General features: G+C 38.6%; 21 protein-coding genes. 18 read left to right on the top strand and 3 right to left on the bottom strand.

Going from position 1 to position 22,926, the window contains the following annotated elements; genetic code table 11:
- Positions 1-230: 230 nt before the first annotated feature.
- The 13 genes from ggt (at position 231) to AC4NPH_RS07245 (ending at position 17,196) form a co-directional block, all read left to right on the top strand.
- Positions 231-1,919, top strand: coding sequence for a gamma-glutamyltransferase (ggt, locus tag AC4NPH_RS07305; protein WP_013056259.1), 1,689 nt, complete (start codon positions 231-233; stop codon positions 1,917-1,919).
- Positions 1,920-2,505: 586 nt separating this feature from the next.
- Positions 2,506-3,960 (top strand): glycoside hydrolase family 68 protein, encoded by a 1,455-nt coding sequence (locus AC4NPH_RS07300; protein WP_013056261.1) that lies wholly within the window; start codon positions 2,506-2,508, stop codon positions 3,958-3,960.
- Between the two features lie 96 nt (positions 3,961-4,056).
- Complete coding sequence (locus AC4NPH_RS07295; RefSeq protein WP_098197133.1) at positions 4,057-5,622, top strand: glycoside hydrolase family 32 protein; 1,566 nt, start codon at positions 4,057-4,059, stop codon at positions 5,620-5,622.
- A gap of 107 nt (positions 5,623-5,729) precedes the next feature.
- Positions 5,730-6,164, top strand: a complete 435-nt coding sequence (locus AC4NPH_RS07290) for a ferritin-like domain-containing protein (RefSeq protein ID WP_013056263.1) — start codon at positions 5,730-5,732, stop codon at positions 6,162-6,164.
- Positions 6,165-6,466: 302 nt separating this feature from the next.
- The gene (locus AC4NPH_RS07285) at positions 6,467-7,927 is read left to right on the top strand and encodes an MDR family MFS transporter (protein ID WP_013056264.1); all 1,461 of its coding nucleotides are present in this window, start codon (positions 6,467-6,469) and stop codon (positions 7,925-7,927) included.
- 487 nt (positions 7,928-8,414) lie between these two features.
- Positions 8,415-9,605: a glycine C-acetyltransferase gene (locus AC4NPH_RS07280; protein WP_013056265.1), complete on the top strand. Its 1,191-nt coding sequence runs from the start codon at positions 8,415-8,417 to the stop codon at positions 9,603-9,605.
- A 37-nt stretch (positions 9,606-9,642) separates the two neighbouring features.
- Positions 9,643-10,602 (top strand): L-threonine 3-dehydrogenase, encoded by a 960-nt coding sequence (locus AC4NPH_RS07275; protein ID WP_013056266.1) that lies wholly within the window; start codon positions 9,643-9,645, stop codon positions 10,600-10,602.
- 210 nt (positions 10,603-10,812) lie between these two features.
- Positions 10,813-11,277, top strand: a complete 465-nt coding sequence (gene hutP / locus AC4NPH_RS07270; RefSeq protein WP_013056267.1) for a histidine utilization transcription antiterminator HutP — start codon at positions 10,813-10,815, stop codon at positions 11,275-11,277.
- 354 nt (positions 11,278-11,631) lie between these two features.
- Entirely contained in the window at positions 11,632-12,852 is a 1,221-nt protein-coding gene (locus tag AC4NPH_RS07265; protein ID WP_013056268.1) for an MFS transporter, read from the top strand.
- A 261-nt stretch (positions 12,853-13,113) separates the two neighbouring features.
- Positions 13,114-13,779: a type 1 glutamine amidotransferase domain-containing protein gene (locus tag AC4NPH_RS07260; RefSeq protein ID WP_013056269.1), complete on the top strand. Its 666-nt coding sequence runs from the start codon at positions 13,114-13,116 to the stop codon at positions 13,777-13,779.
- A gap of 204 nt (positions 13,780-13,983) precedes the next feature.
- On the top strand, positions 13,984-14,274 hold the full coding sequence (locus AC4NPH_RS07255; RefSeq protein ID WP_013056270.1) for a putative quinol monooxygenase: 291 nt from the start codon (positions 13,984-13,986) through the stop codon (positions 14,272-14,274).
- A 481-nt stretch (positions 14,275-14,755) separates the two neighbouring features.
- Entirely contained in the window at positions 14,756-16,195 is a 1,440-nt protein-coding gene (locus AC4NPH_RS07250; RefSeq protein ID WP_025749256.1) for an aldehyde dehydrogenase family protein, read from the top strand.
- 152 nt (positions 16,196-16,347) lie between these two features.
- A complete protein-coding gene (locus AC4NPH_RS07245) occupies positions 16,348-17,196 on the top strand; it encodes an MBL fold metallo-hydrolase (protein ID WP_053487053.1) in 849 nt (282 codons plus the stop codon).
- A 137-nt stretch (positions 17,197-17,333) separates the two neighbouring features.
- Here AC4NPH_RS07245 and AC4NPH_RS07240 read toward each other — a convergent pair whose 3' ends face one another.
- Positions 17,334-17,570 (bottom strand): hypothetical protein, encoded by a 237-nt coding sequence (locus AC4NPH_RS07240; RefSeq protein WP_013056274.1) that lies wholly within the window; start codon positions 17,568-17,570, stop codon positions 17,334-17,336.
- Positions 17,571-17,736: 166 nt separating this feature from the next.
- Here AC4NPH_RS07240 and AC4NPH_RS07235 point away from each other — a divergent pair, with 166 nt between their 5' ends.
- From AC4NPH_RS07235 to AC4NPH_RS07225, 3 genes are all read left to right on the top strand, one after another.
- Positions 17,737-18,363, top strand: coding sequence for a LysE family transporter (locus tag AC4NPH_RS07235; RefSeq protein ID WP_279824941.1), 627 nt, complete (start codon positions 17,737-17,739; stop codon positions 18,361-18,363).
- A gap of 127 nt (positions 18,364-18,490) precedes the next feature.
- Positions 18,491-19,834: an amino acid permease gene (locus AC4NPH_RS07230; protein ID WP_053487054.1), complete on the top strand. Its 1,344-nt coding sequence runs from the start codon at positions 18,491-18,493 to the stop codon at positions 19,832-19,834.
- Between the two features lie 70 nt (positions 19,835-19,904).
- Entirely contained in the window at positions 19,905-20,045 is a 141-nt protein-coding gene (locus AC4NPH_RS07225) for a hypothetical protein (RefSeq protein ID WP_013056277.1), read from the top strand.
- Between the two features lie 44 nt (positions 20,046-20,089).
- Here AC4NPH_RS07225 and AC4NPH_RS07220 read toward each other — a convergent pair whose 3' ends face one another.
- Positions 20,090-20,242 carry a YpzG family protein gene (locus AC4NPH_RS07220; RefSeq protein ID WP_013056278.1) on the bottom strand — a complete coding sequence of 51 codons (153 nt, stop codon included), beginning with the start codon at positions 20,240-20,242 and terminating at the stop codon, positions 20,090-20,092.
- Positions 20,243-20,467: 225 nt separating this feature from the next.
- Positions 20,468-22,141 (bottom strand): ribonuclease J, encoded by a 1,674-nt coding sequence (locus tag AC4NPH_RS07215; RefSeq protein WP_013056279.1) that lies wholly within the window; start codon positions 22,139-22,141, stop codon positions 20,468-20,470.
- A gap of 218 nt (positions 22,142-22,359) precedes the next feature.
- Between AC4NPH_RS07215 and AC4NPH_RS07210 the strand changes: the two genes are divergently transcribed.
- Both AC4NPH_RS07210 and AC4NPH_RS07205 read left to right on the top strand, forming a co-directional pair.
- Positions 22,360-22,500, top strand: a complete 141-nt coding sequence (locus AC4NPH_RS07210) for a hypothetical protein (RefSeq protein ID WP_013056280.1) — start codon at positions 22,360-22,362, stop codon at positions 22,498-22,500.
- A 68-nt stretch (positions 22,501-22,568) separates the two neighbouring features.
- Positions 22,569-22,715: a hypothetical protein gene (locus AC4NPH_RS07205; RefSeq protein ID WP_155660526.1), complete on the top strand. Its 147-nt coding sequence runs from the start codon at positions 22,569-22,571 to the stop codon at positions 22,713-22,715.
- The last annotated feature ends 211 nt before the right edge of the window (positions 22,716-22,926 follow it).

Here is a 22,926-nt window from a genome sequence, read left to right as displayed (position 1 = left end):
AAGTGTATAAACGTTAGAGAACGCAAAAAGTGCTAACCTTTTCTTTAAACAAAAAGGGTTGGCGCTTTTTCTATTTTATGGCTTTCAAAGGCTTAAAATACGCTAGGGATATTGGTCTATAAATAGGCTGGCTAAAGTAATCAATACAAATTTAAACAGTTTTATCTCAAAAGCAATAGGGTATTTTACCAATATCCCAGATAAAGTAAGTAACTAGGAGGTTGTAAAAGATGATTAATGGAAAAAGTTTATCTCGTTCAGGAAAGAGTTCATATAGAAGAGAAACAGCGGTTGGAAAAACAGGAATGGTAGCCAGTGCTCATCCAATTGCAACAGACGCCGGAGAACAGGTGCTAAGAGCCGGAGGCAATGCAATTGATGCAGCAATTGCCGTTCAGTTTGGGCTCAACGTTGGAGAACCGATGATGACCGGTATTGGAGGCAGCGGCTTTTTTATGGTATACCACAATGAAAGCAAAACAACTAAAATTTTTGACGGGCATTCTCAGGCTCCTAAAGCAGCGTATCCTGAAATGTTTCTTGATGAAAATAAAGAAGTTATTCCATTTAGAAAGCGTTCTACTCATGCAACGGCAATTGGAATTCCAGGGATTTTAAAGGCGATGGAAGCAGCTCGTAAAGAGTATGGAACAAAACCCCTTGCTGAATTGATTGAACCGGCTGCCAAAGCAGCAGAAGCAGGTGTGGAAACAAACTGGGTTCTTGGAGATATTTTAAAAACATATGCCTACCGACTAGGAGAACATGCTAAGCAGCTATATTCCCCAAACGGCAAGCCTATGCAAGAAGGAGATATGATTAATAAAAAAGATCTTGCTAAAACCTTCCGCATTCTTCAAGAAAAAGGTATCGAGGCTTTTTATGAAGGTGAAATTGCAGAAGCCATTATTTCAACGATCAAAGAGCACGGCGGTTTTATGGAACTGTCGGATTTGAAAGAATACCAGATTAAGATCGATGAGCCCGTGTGGGGAGATTATAAAGGACACCGAATTGCTTCTTCCAACATGCCTAGTGCAGGAGGAACCACTGTGCTGCAAATCTTAAAGCTATTAGAGGACTTTGATGTGTCTCAGTACGACGTGAAATCTTGGGAAAAGTATTATTTGTTTGCAGAGGCTATGCGCATTGCATTTTCAGATAAAATTGCATTCTCTGGAGATCCAGTCTACAGTGACATTCCATTAAAAGGGCTTTTAAATGACGAATATATAAAGGAACGTCAAAAATTAATTAATTGGAAGCATAAAAATGAGAAAGTTGATTTTGGCAACCCGTGGGATTATGAGAAAGGCCAAAAAGTGAACGTTGTGCGTCAGCCTTATGAACCTGAACGTGAGCTTAGTGAAACAACTCACTTCACGGTAGTTGACCGCTGGGGCAATATTGTCGCTTGTACATCAACTGTGGAACATCCTTTTGGTACAGGAATTATGGTTAAAGACCATGGGTTTTTACTCAACAACGAGCTTACTGATTTTGATGCTATTCCTGGAGGGTTAAATCAAGCGGATGCAGGAAAGCGTCCGGTTAGCTGTAAAAGTCCAACCATCGTTTTTAAAGACAGCGAACCTGTACTCACTTTAGGATCTCCAGGTGGACCAACGATTGTAGGGTCTGTGTTTCAAACGCTTATGAATGTCTTAGACTATGGAATGGATATAAAAGAAGCGATTGAAGAACCAAGAATTTTTAATAGTACAGGATCACTTATCGGTTGGGAAGCCGGAGTGGATATGAATGCCAAAGGAGAGCTAGAAGCCATGGGATTTAATTTTGGAGATGAGCCATTCCCAATCGGAAATGTTCAAGGTATTCAAATTGATAAAGAAACCGGCCGTTTATTTGGAGCAGCTGATTCCAGCCGTGAAGGAAAAGCAACTGGCTTAGACTCTTAATATTTAAAAAATACATTATACGCTCTCTCTTTTTACAAAAGAGAGAGCGTATAATGCATTAAAAAAGATAAAAATGAGTAGGTAAAAAGAAGGAATATTTTTTTCTGAAAACATACTTTAGACCTTTATTATTATCATCCTAATCTTCAGAAAGGAAAAAGAATAGAACGTTTTCATGTCCGGCTAATAAAAAAAGTACTGATTTTTCAAGAGATTGATGAAAACAGAATGGTCGGAAAGTATAAAAAACGGAATAGCGCTTTCAATGCCGGGAAGATAAAGTGTTTAATCATGTAGAAAGTATAAAACGCAACGGCTGGAAATCGTGGCTTGGAATGTAAAAAAAGCCGTCCACTTTTTTTGGAAAAACGGTTACATAAAAAAGGCCCTTACACGTAAACTTTGGTCCTAGTTACAGCTCAATGAAAAAGATGAAAATCAGAAATAGCTACATTTGGCATGTTTGACTTTCGTCATTTATCCAAGTAATCTTTTGGTTGAACGGAACCGGTTCTGTTTTTGGATTTTTAATAGCTAATTGAATTAATAAATTTATATTCTTTACTAACACAAAAGGAGAAAACATATGAAAATGAAACGAGTTGCTAAGCATACAACTGCTGCTACATTGGCTGCAGCCCTACTAGTAGGCGGGGGATATCAAACATTTGCTAAAGGAAATGACAGCAAAGACTTTAATAATAGCTACGGCATTTCGCATATTACTCGCGATAATATGGTGAAAATTCCACAGCAGCAAAACAGTGATCAATTTAAAGTTCCTGCTTTTGATGAATCAACTATTAAAAACATTGCTTCTGCTAAAGGAAAAGATGCATCGGGAAATACAATTGACTTAGATGTATGGGACAGCTGGCCATTACAAAATGCTGATGGAACAGTAGCGACTTATCATGGATATCAAATTGTGTTTGCCCTAGCAGGTGATCCAAAAGATTCGAATGACACGTCTGTTTATCTTTTCTATAAAAAAGCTGGAGACAAATCAATTGACAGCTGGAAAAACGCTGGAAGAGTGTTTAAAGACAGTGATAAATTCGTTCCGAATGACCCGCATCTTAAAAATCAAACACAAGAATGGTCTGGTTCTGCCACGTTAACAAAAGATGGTAAAGTTCGTTTATTCTACACGGATTATTCAGGTAAACAATACGGAAAACAAACGTTAACGACAGCTCAAGTAAACATGTCTCAGCCAAACGATAATACGTTAAAAGTTGACGGAGTAGAAGATTACAAGTCAATCTTTGACGGTGACGGAAAGATTTATCAAACGGTTCAGCAGTTTATTGATGAAGGCGGTTATGACACAGGGGATAACCATACGCTAAGAGATCCTCATTACATAGAAGACAACGGACATAAGTACCTTGTTTTCGAAGCTAACACTGGAACAGAAGATGGCTACCAAGGCGAAGACTCTCTATATAACAGAGCATACTACGGAGGAAATAACCCTTTCTTCCAATCTGAAAAGAAAAAGCTTCTTGAAGGATCTAATAAAGAAAAAGCTTCTTTAGCAAACGGGGCTTTAGGCATTATTGAGTTAAATGATGACTATACGCTCAAAAAAGTAATGAAGCCGCTTATTACATCAAACACAGTTACAGACGAAATTGAACGTGCAAACATTTTCAAAAAAGATGGAAAATGGTACTTGTTCACCGATTCTCGCGGATCTAAAATGACGATTGATGGAATCGGACAAGATGACGTTTATATGCTAGGCTATGTTTCAAATACGTTAACAGGAAAATACAAGCCTTTAAATGATACGGGATTAGTTCTTCACATGAATTTAGATCCTAAAGATAAAACATTTACGTATTCTCACTTTGCCGTACCGCAAACAAAAGGTGATAATGTCGTTATTACAAGCTACATGACAAACAGAGGCTTTTATGAAGACAACCACTCTACATTTGCACCAAGCTTCTTAGTAAATATTGACGGTTCAAAAACATCTGTTGTAAAAGATAGTGTTCTTGAACAAGGTCAGTTAACAGTGGATGAAGACTAAGCGCTTTGCAATAGCAACAAAAGAAAATGGTGATTGTAATCACCATTTTCTTTTGTTTTATTCGATGTAGACAAAAAAGAGAAAGGTGGGGTTTGTTTGAAGAGAAAAGGTGCTTATAAATGGCTAACGCTTGCCGTTCTTTTAGTTGTAATAGCTGGACTCATTATAGCAACCGTATCCAAAAAAGAGGATACAAAAGACCAAGGAAAAGAAAAAGAGAATAAAAGTGAATCCACTTATCGCCCAGTGTATCACTTTAGTACGCTTGATAAATGGAAAAATGATCCCCAAAAGCCCATTTATTTTGACGGGAAATATCATTACTATTACTTATACAATCATGATTATCCTAAAGGGAACGGGACGGAATGGCGACATGCAACGTCTAAAGATTTGGTTCATTGGAAAGATGAAGGAATAGCTATTCCAAAGTATACAAATAAAAATGGCGATATATGGTCCGGATCCGTTGTAGAGGATAAAGATAACACAGCAGGCTTTGGTAAAGACGCAATTGTAGCGATTATGACCCAGCCTTCTGCCGATGGACAAAAGCAAGAACAATATATATGGTATAGTACCGATAGAGGAAAAACCTTTAAATCATATAGCAAAAATCCTATTATGCCTAATCCAGGCACCAAAGATTTTAGAGATCCCAAAGTCATATGGGATAATGAACATGACAAGTGGGTTCTCGTCATGTCAGAAGGTGAAAAAATTGGATTTTATGAATCTTCTAATCTAAAGGATTGGACGTATACGGGAGGATTTGTAACTAAAGATATTGGCATTACCGAATGTCCAGATCTTTTTCAAATGAAGGCAGATGACGGGACAGTTAAGTGGGTTCTCGGGACAAGTGCAAATGGAAAAGAAAGCGGAAAGCCAAACACCTATGCTTATTGGACAGGAAATTACGATGGAACAACATTCACTCCCGATATGGACGAGCCACAATGGCTCGATCATGGTTTCGATTGGTACGGAGCAGTCACGTTTGAAGACGGTAAAAATACAGGTTCCTTAGAAAAACGCTACGCTTTTGCATGGATGAACAACTGGGATTATCCAGATAAGACGCCAACGATGAAAGAAGGGTTTAACGGCTTCGATTCAGTAACCCGTGAAATTACGCTTTCAAAACAAGACGACGATCAGTACAGCCTGTTATCAAAGCCTGTTGAAGAATTAAATCAGCTAACTGATTCAACAAACTCTCTTGAACAAGTAGAAGTAAACGGAGAGAAAAAGTTAAAGATAAAAGGTGAAGCTTATCAGCTTGATACAGATATTTCATGGTCAGATGCAGAAAATGTAGGCTTACGACTTCGAGAGTCCGCAGATCAAAAGCGGCACATTGATGTGGGCATTTTTGCAAAAGATAACGTCTCGTATGTGAACAGAAGCTATAGCAATCAGCCTGATCAAAGCAAAAAGTATGTGGAAAGCCGTGATTATTTTGATGCAGGCAAGAAAAATGTTCATTTGAAGATATTGGTAGATAAAACAAGCATTGAAGTCTTTATTGATGATGGAAAAACCGTGCATTCTAGCGAGGTGTTTCCGCGTCACAACGACCAAGGAATTACGCTTTTCTCTCAAGGAGGAACGGCTCTCTTTAAAAATATAGAAATCAAACATCTTCGCTCCATTCAGTAATTTCCCTACTTTTAAAAAGAAAGAGCAGAATATCGCCTTATTGCGGTTTAGGACTAGGTAGAAAGGGTACATGTCTACTAACAGCAAATGAAAGGGTGTTTATTCAAATGGAAGAGAAAATGAGACAACTAATAGAGGGACTTAATACCGATTTAGCGGGTGAATATTCGGCGGTTATTCAGTACACTTACTATGCGTCTACAGTAACCGGCCTAGAATATCAAATTTTAAAACCTTTCTTTGAAGGAGAAATTCCTGACGAGCAAGGACACGCCCTTTATTTATCAGAAAAAATCAAAAACCTTGGCGGTGAACCAACAACAAAGCCGGCTGAGGTGAAGCACGTTTCAAACGTGACGGAAATGCTTAAAGAAGCGAGCAAGGCTGAAAAAGAAACTATCCAGCGCTACGAAGAGCGTAAAAAGCAAGCCGAAGAGTTAGGGTTAACAGAGCTTGTTGTAAAGCTTGAAGATATGATTGCAGATGAAACAAATCATATGGAAGAAATGGAACGTTTATTAAAAGATCCCCGACTAAGCTAATCATACAAAATTACAAAAAAGCATCCCGTAACAGGTATTACGGGATGCTTTTTTGCAATTTAAAAAGGAAATAAAACATCATGTAAGCATGTTTCTATCAATGAGAGGAAAGTCATATTTTTGAAATTATCTATCGCTTTGAAAAAATTTATAGTAAAATAATTATTTGGCTGCATATGGCAGCAACTATATGCGGGGCATCACATACATATAAAGGTTAAAAGGGTATCCGTATATTGAAACCGCTTTTATCTTCTATAAGAAAAACCATGGTATGCCCGCAGTTGCAAGGAGAGAGAAAGATGAGGAAACGAATCATGACAGCGCTGCTGCTTGTCACTGTTTTAGCTGCAATGGAAGGAACCATTGTTAGTACGGCTGTTCCAAGAATTACAAGTGATTTGTCGGGCATTGAGCTAGTTAGCTGGGTATATGCCATTTATATGCTGACAACTGCTGTATCTACACCTATATACGGAAAGTTAGCGGATCTATTCGGCCGCAAAAAAGTTATGCTTGTTGGAATCATTATTTTCTTAATCGGATCGGTACTTTGCGGACTTAGCTTTTCGATGCAGCAATTAATTGTCTATAGAGCTATCCAAGGGCTGGGCGCCGGGGTCGTTATGCCGCTTACAATGATTATTATTGGCGACTTATATGAAGAAGCAAAAGAAAGAGCCAAAGCGCAAGGGTGGATTAGCGCAGTTTGGGGAGTTGCGGGAGTTCTGGGGCCTCTTCTTGGGGGATTCTTAGTAGATACGCTGTCTTGGCGCTATATTTTCTTTTTAAATATACCGTTTGGACTAATGGCTTTTTTTGTTCTTTTAGTAAACTATAAAGAAGAAGTGGTAAAAGAAAAACGCTATATCGATTATATTGGAGCGGTGACGTTTTCAGTGGGAACAATTGCGTTTTTATATGCGCTTTTAACCGGAAGTCAGCATCAAAACTGGGGAGATCTCACCATTATAGGGTTATTTGTTCTAGCTGTTCTAACATTCATTGGCTTTATTTATATAGAAAAGAAATCTCCCGAACCTCTTATCCCGCTTGAACTGTTTTCCATTCGAAGTGTATCTGTTATAAACTTATTAACACTTCTTGTGGGATCAGTAGTTATTAGTATTACGGTCTACCTTCCAATTTGGAGTCAAGGAGTGCTGGGGAAAAGTGCAACCGCTGCTGGTTTTGTATTAATGCCTATGCCAGTATGCTGGACGATTGGTTCACTGCTTTCAGGGAATTTAGTAGGGCGTCTTAAAACGCACTCCATCCTTACGCTGGGCACGGCAATTGTAAGTACGGCTTGTTTTATGCTGTTTTTAGTTTCCACCCACTCACCCGTATTTTTAATTTATGTAGCCGTTGGGGTCCTTGGGTTAGGAATGGGTATTATTACGCCTATTTTTATGCTAGTTATTCAATCAGCGGTCCCGGCTAGCAAAAGAGGAGTAGCGGTGGCTCTTAATACGTTTACAAATACATTTAGTCAAACGCTAGGTTCTGCGGTGTTTGGTACAATCTTTAACTTAGTGACACTTTCACAAGCAAAGAAATTAGGGCAAGAAAATTTAAATGCTTCGTTTGAGACAGGTGGAGTACCAGCAGAAGAACTGTCAAAGCTGCATGAAATTCTTGCATCAGGTGTTCACATTATTTACAGTGGAACGTTTTTAGCTGCATTACTAAGCTTTGCTGTTTCATGCTTATTAGTAAAAAACGAACATAAAAAAATAAAGACCATATCTATGCAAAAGTAACGGAAGAGGCTGTTACAAAAGTATTTTAGTTGAAGGACCATCCGAACGAGTTTGATTAAGAACCAAACTCGTTCGGATTTTTTTATGGGTATGGTGAATGTAGGTCTCATGTATGTGGCTGCTTCTAGCTGTTGATTGGATTGATTTCGTTATATATCAGTCTCTTCCTTAAAAGAATTATCAAAGAAAGAAAATAAAAAAGATATTGTCTGATAACGTTCCCGTAAACTCATTCATAATAAGAAAGATTCTTATCAATGCAGAAAATTTTTTATTTTTTGTTTTTTTAGTATGGACATTTACCTAGTTGTTTATTATTATGAATTCTATAAGCATTGAATTTTAAGCGCTTTCAAAAGAAACATTTGTCTTTCTCAGGAATACACTTGATTTTTAACTCATATACTGTAAGTGCTTAGATTAATCTTTTAATGGGGAAAAGAGAAGTTTATAAGACGTGTTGAACAACAATGAGGGGGTATGGAAGATGACAAGCAGACGTTTAAAAGAATTCTTGAATAATAATTTAGAAGATTTAAAAGATAAAGGATTATACAATGTCATTAATCCGGTAGAGGGACCAAACGGACCTGTGATTCAAATTGAGGGAAAGCAATTAATTAATTTATCATCCAACAATTATTTGGGTCTTGCTACAGACGAGAGGCTTATTAACGCGTGCAACGAAGCCACTGAAAAATACGGAGTGGGGGCTGGAGCTGTCCGGACGATTAATGGAACTCTAGATATTCATATTAAGCTAGAGGAAAAGCTAGCCGAGTTTAAGCATACAGAAGCAGCTATAGCTTATCAGTCTGGCTTTAACTGTAATATGGCGGCCATCTCCGCGGTTATGGATAAACATGATGCGATTTTATCAGATGAGCTGAATCACGCTTCAATTATTGACGGATGCCGGCTATCAAAAGCAAAAATTATTCCTTTTAAGCATTCAGATATGGAAGATCTTCGTGCAAAAGCAGGCGAAGCACAAAAATCCGGTTTATATAATAAAATAATGGTAATTACCGATGGTGTATTCTCAATGGATGGAGACATTGCTAAGCTTCCGGAAATTGTAGAAATCGCAGAGGAATTTGACTTAATCACATACGTAGATGATGCTCACGGGTCGGGCGTATTAGGGAACGGCATGGGCACAGTCAAACATTTTGGCTTATCTGAAAAAGTAGACTTCCAGATTGGAACATTATCAAAAGCGATTGGAGCTGTAGGTGGGTACGTGGCCGGAAAAAAAGACTTAATCGACTGGTTAAAAGTAAGAAGTCGTCCCTTTTTGTTTTCGACTGCTATTACACCAGGCACGGCTGCTGCCTGTATGAAAGCAATTGAAATCCTAAGCACAAGCACAGAACTACAGCAGCAAATGTGGGAAAACAGCCGGTATTTAAAGCAAGGATTAAAAGAACTAGGCTTTAACATTGGAGAAAGTGAAACACCTATCACTCCGTGCATCATAGGAGATGAAAACCAAACGCAGATTTTTAGTGAGAGATTAATAGAAGAAGGGGTATACGCTAAATCAATTGTTTTCCCAACCGTTCCAAGAGGGACAGGACGCGTTCGCAATATGCCGACGGCTGCTCATACGAAAGAAATGTTAGATGAAGCACTTCGTATCTACAAAAAGGTAGGCAAGGAAATGAAATTAATCTAAACGTTTAATCTAGGCAGTACACGAGGAGGATATTGACATGAAAAAAGTATTAATAACGGGTTCTTTAGGGCAAATCGGTTCTGAGTTAACGACGAAAATGAGAGAGATATATGGTTCAGAAAATATTATTGCCACTGATATTCGCAAAACGACGAGCGATGTCGTGACTTCAGGTCCATTCGAGATTTTAGATGTAACCGATCAGACTGCGTTATTTACGATCGCTAAAAAGCATAAAGTTGATACGATTATTCACTTGGCTGCGCTGTTATCAGCGACAGCCGAGCAAAAACCGCTTCTAGCTTGGAATCTAAATATGGGCGGATTAGTAAACGCGCTCGAAGCAGCACGTGAGCTTCAGTGTCAATTTTTCACTCCAAGTTCAATTGGTGCATTTGGTCCAACGACTCCAAAAGACTGGACGCCGCAGGATACAATTCAACGTCCTACCACGATGTATGGTGTTAATAAAGTAGCGGGTGAATTACTTTGCGATTACTACCATCATAAATTCGGAGTAGATACACGAGGGCTACGTTTTCCAGGCTTAATTTCATACGTAACGCCTCCGGGTGGAGGAACAACGGACTACGCTGTTGAGATTTATTATGAAGCCGTTAAGCATAAGCGATATACCTCTTATATTGACAAAGGAACATATATGGATATGATGTATATGCCTGATGCATTAAATGCTGTTATCCAACTAATGGAAGCAGACGGTTCTAAGCTGAAGCACCGAAATTCATTTAACGTTTCTGCCATGAGCTTTGATCCAGAACAAATGGCGACTGAAATCAGAAAAACGATTCCGGAATTTGTGCTGAATTACCAAGTAGATCCTGTTCGACAAGCAATTGCTGAAAGCTGGCCTAACCATATAGATTCCAGCTGTGCGATGGAAGAGTGGGGATTTAAAGCAGAATATAACCTAGAAAAAATGACGAGAGAGATGCTGGGAAAGTTAAAAGTTGAATCACAGCTTGTCTTAACGTAAGTAGAGAAAAATGATTTCTTCCTTAGAAATAAAGTAAGCGCTTACTAAACGGTGGGTTACTTATTTATGCAAAGTCTACTTCGTAACAGTGGTGGACAGTACACATAGATCTCCTAACCCTTTAAGTGAGCGCTCGTTCGTTGAATAATCAGCACCCTTTTAGGTACCGTCTGTTAAAATAATAAGGGGATAGAAGGGAGGGAATGACAGTTGAGCAATAAATTTCAACAAGTTAATGATTTTTCAATGGGAAGATTAACATCTTTACTCGTTCTTTTACATAATACGGAACTAGCTGAAGGTATTGAAAAGGAAATCAATGAGAGAGGATACAGCTACACAGTAGGAAAAGTGGGAGCGATGGAGCTGTCTAAAGTCGTGGCGGCAATTGAAACGAGCGCCAAGACAAATAAAATTATTAATGCCCAGTCGTACCGGGAAGTTCACGCTCTTTATCATGCTATACTTGAAGCCATTCAAGGAGTTAGTCGAGGAACGCTGCAGCTGGGTGATATTTTACGGACGGTCGGACTCACATTTTCAATCGTACGAGGAAAAATTGAGTTTTCAGGATCAAGCGACGAATGGATTAGCGTTTGTGTGTATGGAACGATAGGTGCGCCTAAAAAAGGTTTTGAACATGATACATTAGGCTTTGGTTTTAACCATATTTAAAAAATAATGAACGAAATAATATGAATGTAAAAAGTGAGAGATGTACATAGCTGCTTTAAAGAAGATATTTTTCTTATTGAAAGGTTCTGTGCGGCGTGTTAACATAATGATTAATATAATAACTGCCTTTAAGACGGTCCAGAGAGGCCGAAAAGGACGGATCACTTATTTACTGCTTCTATGCCTATCTGTGCCCTTTTGCCCTCTGCGACAAAAGGGCTTTTATGTGTTACTTACCTCTTTTAAACGAAGTCCAGAGAGGCTTCAAAAGAGAATGGAGATATGTTATTTATCCATTCCTTCAAAAAAGAAAGAGCGTTGATACAGAAAGAATACACTGGAGGGTGGAACAACATGAATTATCGTAACAAGACAGTTGTAGCATCAGTAGCAGGTTTGACGTTAGAAGGGATGGACATTATGTTTATCTCGTTTGCTATGTCAATGATTATTGCTGAATTTCACATTGATTTAGCAACAGGTGGACTTATTTCTTCTATTACGAATATAGGAATGCTGATAGGTGGAGTCATCTTCGGAATTTTAGCAGATAAATTTGGAAGAGTGCGGGTTTTTACCTACACGGTTCTTCTATTTGCAGTCGGAACGGCATTGACAGGTTTTGCAGCAAATGTTGAACAAGTGTATGCTTCGCGATTTATTGCCGGAATTGGGGCTGGAGGAGAGTACGGGATCGGTATGGCTCTTGTAGCAGAAGCGTGGCCGAAACATAAGCAAGGACGAGCTTCATCCTATGTTAGTATTGGCGCACAATTTGGAGTGATCCTTGCGGCGCTTTTAAGTTCTCTGATCCTGCCGATTTTCGGATGGAGAGCGCTGTTTTTTGTCGGAATTATCCCCGTCATTTTTGCTTTTATCGTACGAAAAAATTTAAACGAATCTCCTGAGTGGCTACAAGCTCAAAAAGAGAAAACAGCGGTTGTTAAAAATAATGGTAAGCTTCGTCAATTATTCGCTACGCCTAGGACGGCGATGACGACTATTTCGCTGGCAGTGATGGCTACAGTTCAAATTGCAGGCTATAACGGACTCATGATATGGCTTCCGTCTATGCTTCAGCAATCACAAGGCCTCTCTGTTTCAAGTTCAGCTCTTTGGACAATCAGTACAGCCGTTGGAATGATTATAGGCATGCTAACATTTGGTCAATTTATGGATCGTTTTGGTTCGAAACGTACTTTTGGAATCTTTCTTCTCGCTTCAGCTTGTGCGGTATTTTTATACTCGTATGCCGAAGGAAGTGCAGGGCTGCTTATAGGAGGAGCTGTAGTCGGATTTTTCTCAAACGGAATGTTCGCGGGATACGGAGCATTGATCAGCAGCCACTATTCAGTAGAAGTGCGCAGCACTGCAACGAACACTATTTTTAACTTTGGGCGAGCGTTGGGAGGGTTATCACCCATTCTTGTCGGCTATCTTTTGCAAAGCTATGATATGACAGTAGCGATGACGTACTTGGCGGGGCTGTACTGTATTTCGTTTATTTTTATGGTAAGTCTTAAAAGAACGGGAGAAAAGAAAGTGAAACAAATGAACGCTCAATCTGTTCTTTAAAATAAAAGACAGATTCTATGCTTTTCTGGAAAAACCGCGCTTACTCAAAAGGGCGGTTTTTTTGAGTGTATAAAAAATAAGTTCAGGTGTTATATGGTTGTTTCTTTCGCAGATGCTTTATTAACAATGACACATTATCTATAAAAATATTTATGGATAAGCAGATATTTTCTAATTTGTATTATAGTAATTCCTCTTTTACAATATAGTGTGTAAGGCGGAAACAGAAAATACTATCTTTATTTACAGGAGGACGTTACTATGTCTAAACATATATTAATGGTCGTAACAACGGCTGACAAAATGAAAGAAAATCATCCAACAGGCCTTTGGCTTTCAGAATTTGGTGAAGCGTACGTAGAGTTCGAAAAAGCTGGATTTACGATTACGGTAGCAAGTCCTCTAGGAGGAAAAGCGCCGGTGGATGCTCGCAGCCTTGAAGGGGAGACTTCTCAAGAAATCTTAAATACAGCTAAGCATCTAGAGAATACCCTAAAACTTGATACAATTACAGACAGTGCTAAATTCGATGCTGTTTTCTTACCAGGCGGTCACGGCACAATGTTTGATCTGCCAGATAATCAAACGCTCCATGCTTTAATTCGTGAACTATACGAAGGAGACAAAGTAGTAGCCGCTGTATGCCACGGACCCGCAGGCTTAGTAGGTGTTACATTATCAGATGAAAAGCCGTTGGTCGAAGGAAAAGATGTCGCTGCGTTTACAGATGATGAAGAACGTGAAACAACATTGGACCGCTTCATGCCGTTTCTTTTGGAAACACGTCTGCGTGAACTTGGGGCAAATGTAGTAGCTGCTCCAAACTGGACAGATAATGTACAAGCAGATGGCAACCTAATAACAGGTCAAAATCCTCAGTCAACAATCAGTGTAGCAAAAGCAGTCGTAAAGCAATTATTGAAATAAGATGTAAAAAAGCCTGTAGGCTTATAGCCTACAGGCTTTTTTATCAACAGCATCAAGAAAGACCGCTGTAGATAACATGGATGTTTTGCTGTCTTGGACTAGAGAAATCAATCATCATACAAAAAATATGATGGTCAGTGTAATAAATACAAAAAGAGGGAAGCTTTTTATAGGAAATATTTTTTAAAGAAATGAGGAAAAACGATGTCAGAAATTATTATTAACGCCATTTTGAAAGCCAAGCCAGGAAAAGAAGAAGAGCTTCGATCAGAGTTAGTAAAAGTTATTGAACCATCAAGAGGAGAAAAAGGATGTATTCAATACACTCTCCACCAGGATACAGAAAAAGCAGGCACATTTGTTTTTTATGAGAAATGGGAAAGCAAAAAAGATATTGAGGCTCACATTGAAACACCTCACTATCAACAATACAGACAGCAAACAGAACCGTTAATTGAAAGCAGAGTGGTACATCGTTTACAAGAAGTACGTTAATACAAAAGAGGGGAAAACAAAAGTGTTTTAGTTAAAGGAAGATCCGAACGAGGAACCGAGATTCTTGACGTAGAATCAAACTCGTTGGGATTTTTTTGTGGTTATGGTGAATATAGGTTCCATTTAGTGAGACCACGCAGGAGCGTAAGCGATGAGGAGGCTCATCGACCGTCCGCGGAAAGCGAAGGCTTGCACGGAGATCAACAGGGGTATAACAAATAATCCATACTAGCTCCTTTATCCCAATTGTTCAGCTTTAGATGGGATTGATTTCGTTATGACTCAATCTCTGTTTGTTATAAAGAACTAAAAAGCTTCAGGGGGAAAATAATTTCAGCTGCGAAAAGCGGATTGGAAAAGGGATAAGGCAGTGAAAGAAACAAAAATAATATAAGCGGTGTTTGAGAAGCAGACAGGCGGGTAGATAAAAACTAGATGACATAGTTCAACAATTAACAAACTAAAAGGAGAGATCAAATCAATGCGTACAAACTTAAAACACTTTATTAACGGAGAATGGGTTGAATCAACAGGAAACGAAACGTCAGATGTGATCAATCCTGCTACTGAAAAATCAATTGGTAAAATTAGCTTAGGTACAAAAGAAGATCTAGATAAAGCCGTGGCAGCAGCTAAAGCAGCTCTTCCAACATTTTCAAGAACAACAAAAGAAGAGCGAATTAAAATGCTTCGCAATATTGCAAAAGGGTATGAAAAGCGTAAACAGGAGCTTATTGAGGTTATGACTGAAGAGCTTGGCGCTCCTTTAAAGATTTCAGAAGAAGTTCACTATGAAATGGGACTTAGCCACTTTAAAGAAGCAGCTAATGCACTTGAAGATTACACATTTGAAAAAGATCATGGAAGCTACAAGGTCGTGAAAGAATCTATTGGAGTAAGCGGACTTATTACACCATGGAACTTCCCAACAAATCAGACGTCTACTAAAATTGCAGGAGCTATCGCAGCAGGAAGTCCAATGGTATTAAAACCATCAGAACTTACACCGTATGCAGCGATGATATTAGCAGAGATCATTGATGAAGCTGGTGTACCAAAAGGTGCCTTTAACCTTGTAAACGGAACGGGAAGCACAATTGGTGACGGTATTAGTTCTCACCCGGACATTGATTTTGTATCATTTACAGGATCAGGTGCTGTAGGCGAGAAAATTATGCAAAACGCGGCTAAAACAATCAAAAAAGTAGCGCTTGAGCTAGGCGGGAAATCACCGCTAGTTGTATTAGAGGATGCGGATGTAGAAGAAGCGGCTAAAATAGCAGTTTCACACATTGCAATGAATACAGGGCAAGTATGTACGGCGGCAACGCGCATTATCATTCCTGCCTCTATGAAAGAAAAATTTGAAGAAGCAGTGAAGAAGGTTCTACCATCATTCCCAGTTGGTGATCCGTTAAATAAAGACAACGTAACTGGACCGCTCGTAGCGGAAAAACAGTGGGATCGCGTACAGGATTATATTAAAAAAGGAATGGACGAAGGTGCAAAGCTTCTTACTGGCGGAACGGGCAAACCAGACGGCTTAGAGACAGGATACTTTGTTAAACCGACAGTCTTTACTGACGTTTCAAATGATATGGTTATTGCACAAGAAGAAATCTTTGGACCTGTAACAACTATTATTACGTATGATGATCTAGAGCAAGCTCTTGAAATTGCAAACGATACAATTTATGGACTTGCAGGCTATGCCGTCGGAAAAGACCAAGAAACACTTGACTATGTTGCTAAAAATATTAGAGCTGGTCAAATCATCGTCAACGATGCCGAGCAAGACAGAGCTGCACCATTCGGTGGATTCAAACAATCTGGTATTGGACGCGAGTGGGGAGCATTTGGTATTGAAGAATATCTAGAGCCAAAAGCGATCATGGGCGTTAAAGTTCCGGCAAAAGTATAATTGATGTAAAAAAAGAAAGGAGTTTTTCTCCTTTCTTTTTTTATGGATACATAAAAGAGAGCTATTTAAAAAAAGAATAACGAAAGCAAAGGTGGATAGCATAAACGTGTATCACGTATATGAAGTGACACGCTAAAGGAGGAAATTATAAATTGAATAGGGATATGCACGGAAGTTCATCAACGGAAAGTTTCATTCCCATGAGTTCTATAGCCAGTGGAAAAGGAGTCGAAGTGACGCCCGACGTCTACAGCTATACTACACAGATTGTTAACGTATGTTTTATAGGAAATCCAGACAAAGACAATAGTTTTGTACTTGTGGATGCGGGAATGCCTAATTCGGCTTCTATGATTATCAAAGAGGCAGAGGAAAGGTTTGGAAAAGGAAAAAAACCAAAAGCAATTATTCTTACACATGCACATTTTGATCATATTGGATCTATTATTGAACTAGTGGAGAAGTGGCAAATACCGGTATATGCACATCCACTTGAACTTCCATATGTGACGGGTAAAAAAAATTATCCTACACCAGATGGCACAGTCGAAGGCGGGCTTGTAGCAAAGCTTTCTCCACTATTTCCAACGGAAGCCATCGATTTAGGCTCTCATGTGCAAGCTTTACCAGCCGACGGCTCTGTACCCCATATGCCGCAATGGGAATGGATTCACACCCCTGGTCATTCTCCAGGACATATTTCTCTTTTTAGAAAGCAAGATCTTGCGCTTATCGCCGGAGATGCTTTTGTTACCACTAAGCAAGAATATTTACTGGATGTACTAGAGCAAGAATTGGAAATTAGTGGACCTCCTCGTTATTTAACTACGGACTGGGCATCTGCCAAAAGATCAGTTGAAGTGCTTCAGTCACTTTATCCATCTGTGGCGGTGACCGGACATGGAAAACCAGTTTCCGGAGAATGGCTTTCAACTAATTTATTGAAGCTTACGAAGAATTTCGATGAAATTGCTCGTCCTGATTACGGAAAGTATGTATAAGGCTAAAGAAAAAATGATACTCTTTACGCAGCTCTTAAAAGCTGCAGGTGAAGATCAAAAGCTCTACGAACTCAGTGAGTTCGTAGAGCTTTTTTAGTTTTTCGTATAAAAGTGAAAAAAGGTGGTTATTATCCTTATTAAAAATTTTGTTGAATAGCCTGCTGCGCTTCACGTAAATGTCTTAAGTGTTCTTCCATTCGTCTTAATTCTTTATCACCAGACGCCGCTTCTTTTTGTTCATTAATTTGCTGCTGAACCATATTCAAATGCATTTGAGCTTTTTGAAAATTGGCTGCATCCAAATTCATCTGCCCTTGATAAACAGCCTGTTCAGCTAATTGTAATGCTTCTTTAATATGAGTGTATGAATTCATGCTTCTCATCCTTCTGTATAGTATTTACAGTTAACATGCGCTGGTTTTTCGTAGCTATACAAAAGGATTTAGAAATAAAATAAAAATTACGTAGTACAAGCTAAGCAGGCTGCATACATTTATCATAGTTCAATTTATAAAACCTCAGAAGCAGGGAGGGATGCATGTGGGAGCTTTTTTCAGCTATATGTTATTAGGGCTATCGTTAGCCGCACCAATCGGTCCAATTAACGCCGCTCAGCTTGATAAAGGAATCAAAAATGGTTTTTTACATGCTTGGTTCTTAGGGATAGGAGCAACATCGGTTGACGCTCTTTATATGCTTGTGGTTTATTTTGGGTCCGTTCATTTTTTAAACAGCGATTTTATGAAAACGTTTCTTTTTTCGTTTGGATGTTTCGTATTAATTTATACCGGTATTGAAGGGTTAATGAGCACAGGGAAAATTACACAGCATCGGAACGCAAAAGGAGATTCGGTATTAAAGTGTTTTTTTTCAGGTTTTTTAATTTCATTAACAAACCCGCTTACTATTCTTTTTTGGCTTGGTATTTATGGCTCTGTTTTAGCCAAAACAGCTAATACATACGAAACAGAACAGCTCATTTTATACAGCTGTGCTATTTTTACAGGGATTTTATGCTGGGATATTGCTATGGCAGCTTTAGCAAGCACTTTTCGAAGGTACTTAGCAGCGACATTTTTGACTGCAGTTTCCGTTATATCCGGCCTTTCTCTAATAGGATTTGGTATATATTTCGGCTGGCAAGCTGTACAGCAATTCATTATTTAAAAGGGGAGAAAGCAGAACTAAATTTAAAGCGTTTTCTATCTGCTGAAAAATAGTAGAAAGCTGCCTCTTTTTACGCATAAATTTTTCAAACTATCACACACTACATCGAGGTGTAAGGAGTGATAGTATGAAAAAGAAAATAGGCTGCGGAAGTCAGGTTGAAGGGAAATTAAAATGGTGGCAGCTGTCTTTAATCGGAGTAGGGTGCATAATCGGTACAGGCTATTTTTTAGGATCAAGTATTGCAATAAAAGCCACGGGTCCCTCTGTATTAATTGCTTTTTTACTAGCAGCAGTATGTACATTTATTGTATTTGACGCTCTGGCTAAAATGAGTGCTCAAGATCCTCAAAAAGGTTCGTTTCGCTCCTATGCTAAAAAAGCTTATGGAAGATGGGCAGGATTTAGCAGCGGATGGGTGTACTGGAGTTCAGAGATGCTGATCATGGGGAGTCAGCTCACGGCTTTATCTCTTTTTACACGTTTTTGGTTTGACGGTATTCCACTGTGGGTCTTTGCCTCTATTTATGCTGTTTTAGGCATTGCTGTTGTATTAATCGGAACAAAAGGCTTTGAACGAATGGAAAATGTATTTGCTGTTACAAAAGTGGCTGCCATTTTAATGTTTATTGTATTAGCTAGTCTCGCTTTATTTGGATTTCTTGACCAAGGTGCCAAACAAGGATTGCCGCGAACGATAAGTGAAGTACTTCCTCACGGGTTTTTAGGTTTATGGGGCGCTTTGCTTTATGCCTTTTATGCTTTCGGCGGCATCGAAGTCATGGGGATCATGACGGTTCGTTTAGAAAAAAAGGAAGACGCACCGAAAGCGGGAAGAAGTATGCTTATTCTCCTTGGAATTATTTATATTGTTTCACTGAGTTTAGCTATTTTAATTGTGCCATTTCATGATTTTCATGGAAATCAAAGTCCATTTATAACGGCTTTAGAAACATACCATCTTCCATTTTTTCCTCATGTTTTTAATGGAGCAATGATTGTTGCTGGGTTTTCAACAATGTCGGCGTCTTTCTTTTCTGTAACAACAATGATTGTCACTCTTTCAGAAGATGGAGATGCTCCTGCATTGTTTTCAAAACAAAAAAAGAAAAAGCTGCAATTTCCTTTACCGGCTTTACTTTTAACAACAGCGGGATTAGTTGTTTCTATTGTTCTTTCCTTGCTATTGCCCGGGAAAATTTATGAGTACATTACAACAGCAGCGGGACTGATGCTGATTTATAACTGGTTCTTTATTTTAATTTCTTTTCATCGCTTAATCAAACAAACCGTTTGGGATAAAGTAAAACAAGCTGTTGGCCTCTTATTAATCCTGCTTGCAGTAAGCGGTACGCTGTTAGAATCTGCAAGCAGGCCAGGTTTCTTTGCAAGCTTAGGCTTTTTAATTGTTATAAGCCTCGTTATTTTAAAACTGCGCCATAAGTGGAAAGAAGAAGAAGCCACTAGCTAACATATATTTAATCCTTATGAGGGACACTATGCACGTTGTACAATTACAAAAATAAAAGGTGGTTATGATTATGCCAAAAAACAAGCAGACTCCTTCTTCACAAGTAGATCAAAAACAAATAGTAGATGACAAAGCAAAAGCGCTACGAGAAAATAATTATGAAGATGGTCATATTCGCAAGATAACTCAAAGCGGAGCAGACGGCCAATAATAAAAAAAAGACGCGTTCGCGTCTTTTTTTGTTGAAGTGTATCCTTACCAACGATGAGCTTTTGCATTACTTCGCAAGATGATGTTCGTTTGAGACATCTCTGTATGTCCATTTACTTGGGACTTTGAACGCTTCGGTCTCGTCCAGTTGTGGCGGAATAGTTCTGAATGCTGATCTACTTGATTTTTATCATTCATCATAATCACCTCAAGGATAGGATACTTTCACAAGATATTCACGGTGAAATATCTCTCTTATAGAATGGGATAAAAAAGAAGAAATACACCTAACACTTTTAACCATACATATAAAGGGAGTGCCTATTCATAAACTATAAAGGGCGACTTCTAACTTTGGGCTAAGCTTCGGATTTATAAAGTAAAACTGCCTTAGTGGGGACTAAGGCAGTTTTACTTGAGTAATCAAACTTCAATAATGATGGGAAGGATCATAGGTCTTCTTTTGGTTTGGTTATATAAAAATTGGCCAAGCGTTGTCTTGATTTCTTTTTTCATAATGCTCCATTGGTGAACATGAGTTTTTTGTAATTGATTTACAATTTTAGTCACTTGTCGATTAACATCTTTCAATAACTGCTCTGAATCTCTTGTATAAACAAAGCCTCGTGAAATGGTATCTGGACCAGACACAATTTTCCCTTCCGCTTTATTCAGAGTAACAACAATAACCAGCATACCATCTTCTGAAAGCTGTTTGCGGTCACGTAAAATCGCGTTGCCAACATCTCCAATGCCAAACCCATCTACATATACATTGCCTGCAGGGATTTTTCTTGTTTGAACAGCTGTTCCGCCCTTGATGTCAACAATATCACCGTTATTTATAATAAAAATGTTCTCTTTTTCCACCCCTACAGATTCTGCTAATAAGCTGTGGTGATGAAGCATTCGAAACTCACCGTGAATCGGGATAAAGTACTTTGGTTTCATCAATGTAGCCATTAATTTCAGTTCTTCTTGATAGCCATGTCCTGATACGTGCATACCTGTTGCGCTTCCTGAACCATAAATCACATGAGCCCCGAGTGTGAAAAGACTGTCGACAATACGAGAGATATTACGTTCATTGCCAGGAATAGGCCCTGCTGATAAAATGACCGTGTCTTCAGGAAGAATCTCTACTTGTCGATGATTTCCGCTGGCTAATCTAGATAGAGCGGCCATCGGCTCGCCTTGGCTTCCAGTGCAGAGAATAGCGACTTGTTCAGGCGCAAGTGAATGTACTTCATAAGGTTCAATTAGCATCCCTTCAGGAATGGTTAAATACCCTTTCTCTAACGCAACTGATACAACGTTAACCATGCTTCTTCCTAGCAGCGCAAGTTTTCTGTTCGTTTTAATCGCTGCATCTACAATTTGCTGTACGCGGTTAACATTGGAGGCGAAAGTAGAAATAATTACTTTTCGCTTTGCTTTACGAAAAGCTTCTTCTACATGTTTGCCAACTAGCTTTTCTGAAGGCGTAAATCCAGGGCGTTCAGCATTTGTACTTTCTGATATTAAAGCCAGTACGCCTTCACTGCCGATTTTTGCCATTTTATGAAGATCTGGATATTGGTCGTTAACAGGAGTTAAATCAAACTTAAAATCCCCGGTATGCACAACAGCTCCTTCAGGCGTATGAAAGACAATTCCAAGACAATCTGGAATGCTGTGATTCGTTTTAAAAAAAGAAAGCGGAATATTGCCTAATGTAATTTCTGACTCTTCGTTGATTTCAATAAGCTCCGTCTCTGCAGATAATTGATGTTCCTGGAGTTTAATGTCAATTAATCCAAGGGTAAGGCTTGTTGCATAAATTGGAAGGTTCAACTGTTTTAAAAGATAAGGAATACCTCCAATATGATCTTCATGGCCATGCGTAACAACCAGTGCTCGAACTTTTTCTCGATTCTCTTGCAAGTATGTAATATCAGGTATAATCAAATCAATTCCTAATAAACTTTCATCAGGAAATTTAGAGCCGCAGTCGATTACAATGATGTCATCATCATATTGAACCGCATACATATTTTTTCCTATTTCATTAATGCCGCCTAAAGCAAAAATGGATAGTGTGTTTCTATTTGTACTCAAACTTATTTCCTCCTATATTTTCAAAATGAATATGCAGAATTTCTACTCTTAGTATGAACATTTATTTCTGGTGCATTCTGTTAAATATGGAGATTTTATTTTTTATTCAATTTGAGGGATGCAAGCAAAAAGAAAAGCAGGTCATTTTCCTAATACTACCTCTTATTTTCTTTTTATAACTCCATAAGATATAGATGTTACACATGGAGGTGGATGGAATGAGTAAACAAAATAAAAGCACAAACCAAGGAGTCAGCAGCAGTGCAGCTGCTGTCGATAATGTGAATAAAAGTATTTTATCAAACGATATTCATACAGATGAGCTTCAAAAAGCAAAGGTAAGCCGTCATAACAAATAAAAGATTGACAACAAAAAGAGCAGCTTTGAGCTGCTCTGGATAAAATAGAGATAGGGAAGTGAAAAAACGTGTCAGAAAACAAAAATTCTCAATATAAAGAAGAAAATAAGTCAACTCCTAGTCGCCCTCTTGAATATAAAGAACGCACAAATGAATCACAGAGTACAAGTCAAATGCTGCGCAGCATTCTCGAATATTCGAGTCGATATCGTTAATAAAATTTTACATATAAAACTGTAAGGATACGTGGGCAATATAAAAGTTGAAGCACCGCTTTAATACATAAAAAAGCAAGCAGCCATGCTTGCTTTTTTTATGTATAGCTGTGTACATATTGAAAAAAAATCATACATACGTTATTTTAGATAAACGTATGTATAATGGTAAACCTGTACATGTATTTTTGGGAAAAAATTAAAGTTTGGA

This window comes from Priestia sp. MDV22-iso46 (assembly GCF_058629175.1).
This window is presented reverse-complemented; position numbering and strand designations above follow the sequence as displayed.

Coding starts and splice junctions, on each gene's coding strand:
- AC4NPH_RS07275 (WP_013056266.1), top strand. CDS start 9,643: ATGAAAAAAGTATTAATAACGGGTTCTTTAGGGCAAATCGGTTCTGAG.
- AC4NPH_RS07290 (WP_013056263.1), top strand. CDS start 5,730: ATGGAAGAGAAAATGAGACAACTAATAGAGGGACTTAATACCGATTTA.
- AC4NPH_RS07250 (WP_025749256.1), top strand. CDS start 14,756: ATGCGTACAAACTTAAAACACTTTATTAACGGAGAATGGGTTGAATCA.
- AC4NPH_RS07230 (WP_053487054.1), top strand. CDS start 18,491: ATGAAAAAGAAAATAGGCTGCGGAAGTCAGGTTGAAGGGAAATTAAAA.
- AC4NPH_RS07260 (WP_013056269.1), top strand. CDS start 13,114: ATGTCTAAACATATATTAATGGTCGTAACAACGGCTGACAAAATGAAA.
- AC4NPH_RS07280 (WP_013056265.1), top strand. CDS start 8,415: ATGACAAGCAGACGTTTAAAAGAATTCTTGAATAATAATTTAGAAGAT.
- AC4NPH_RS07240 (WP_013056274.1), bottom strand. CDS start 17,570: ATGAATTCATACACTCATATTAAAGAAGCATTACAATTAGCTGAACAG.
- ggt (WP_013056259.1), top strand. CDS start 231: ATGATTAATGGAAAAAGTTTATCTCGTTCAGGAAAGAGTTCATATAGA.
- AC4NPH_RS07300 (WP_013056261.1), top strand. CDS start 2,506: ATGAAAATGAAACGAGTTGCTAAGCATACAACTGCTGCTACATTGGCT.
- AC4NPH_RS07255 (WP_013056270.1), top strand. CDS start 13,984: ATGTCAGAAATTATTATTAACGCCATTTTGAAAGCCAAGCCAGGAAAA.
- AC4NPH_RS07210 (WP_013056280.1), top strand. CDS start 22,360: ATGAGTAAACAAAATAAAAGCACAAACCAAGGAGTCAGCAGCAGTGCA.
- AC4NPH_RS07285 (WP_013056264.1), top strand. CDS start 6,467: ATGAGGAAACGAATCATGACAGCGCTGCTGCTTGTCACTGTTTTAGCT.
- AC4NPH_RS07225 (WP_013056277.1), top strand. CDS start 19,905: ATGCCAAAAAACAAGCAGACTCCTTCTTCACAAGTAGATCAAAAACAA.
- AC4NPH_RS07220 (WP_013056278.1), bottom strand. CDS start 20,242: ATGAATGATAAAAATCAAGTAGATCAGCATTCAGAACTATTCCGCCAC.
- AC4NPH_RS07265 (WP_013056268.1), top strand. CDS start 11,632: ATGAATTATCGTAACAAGACAGTTGTAGCATCAGTAGCAGGTTTGACG.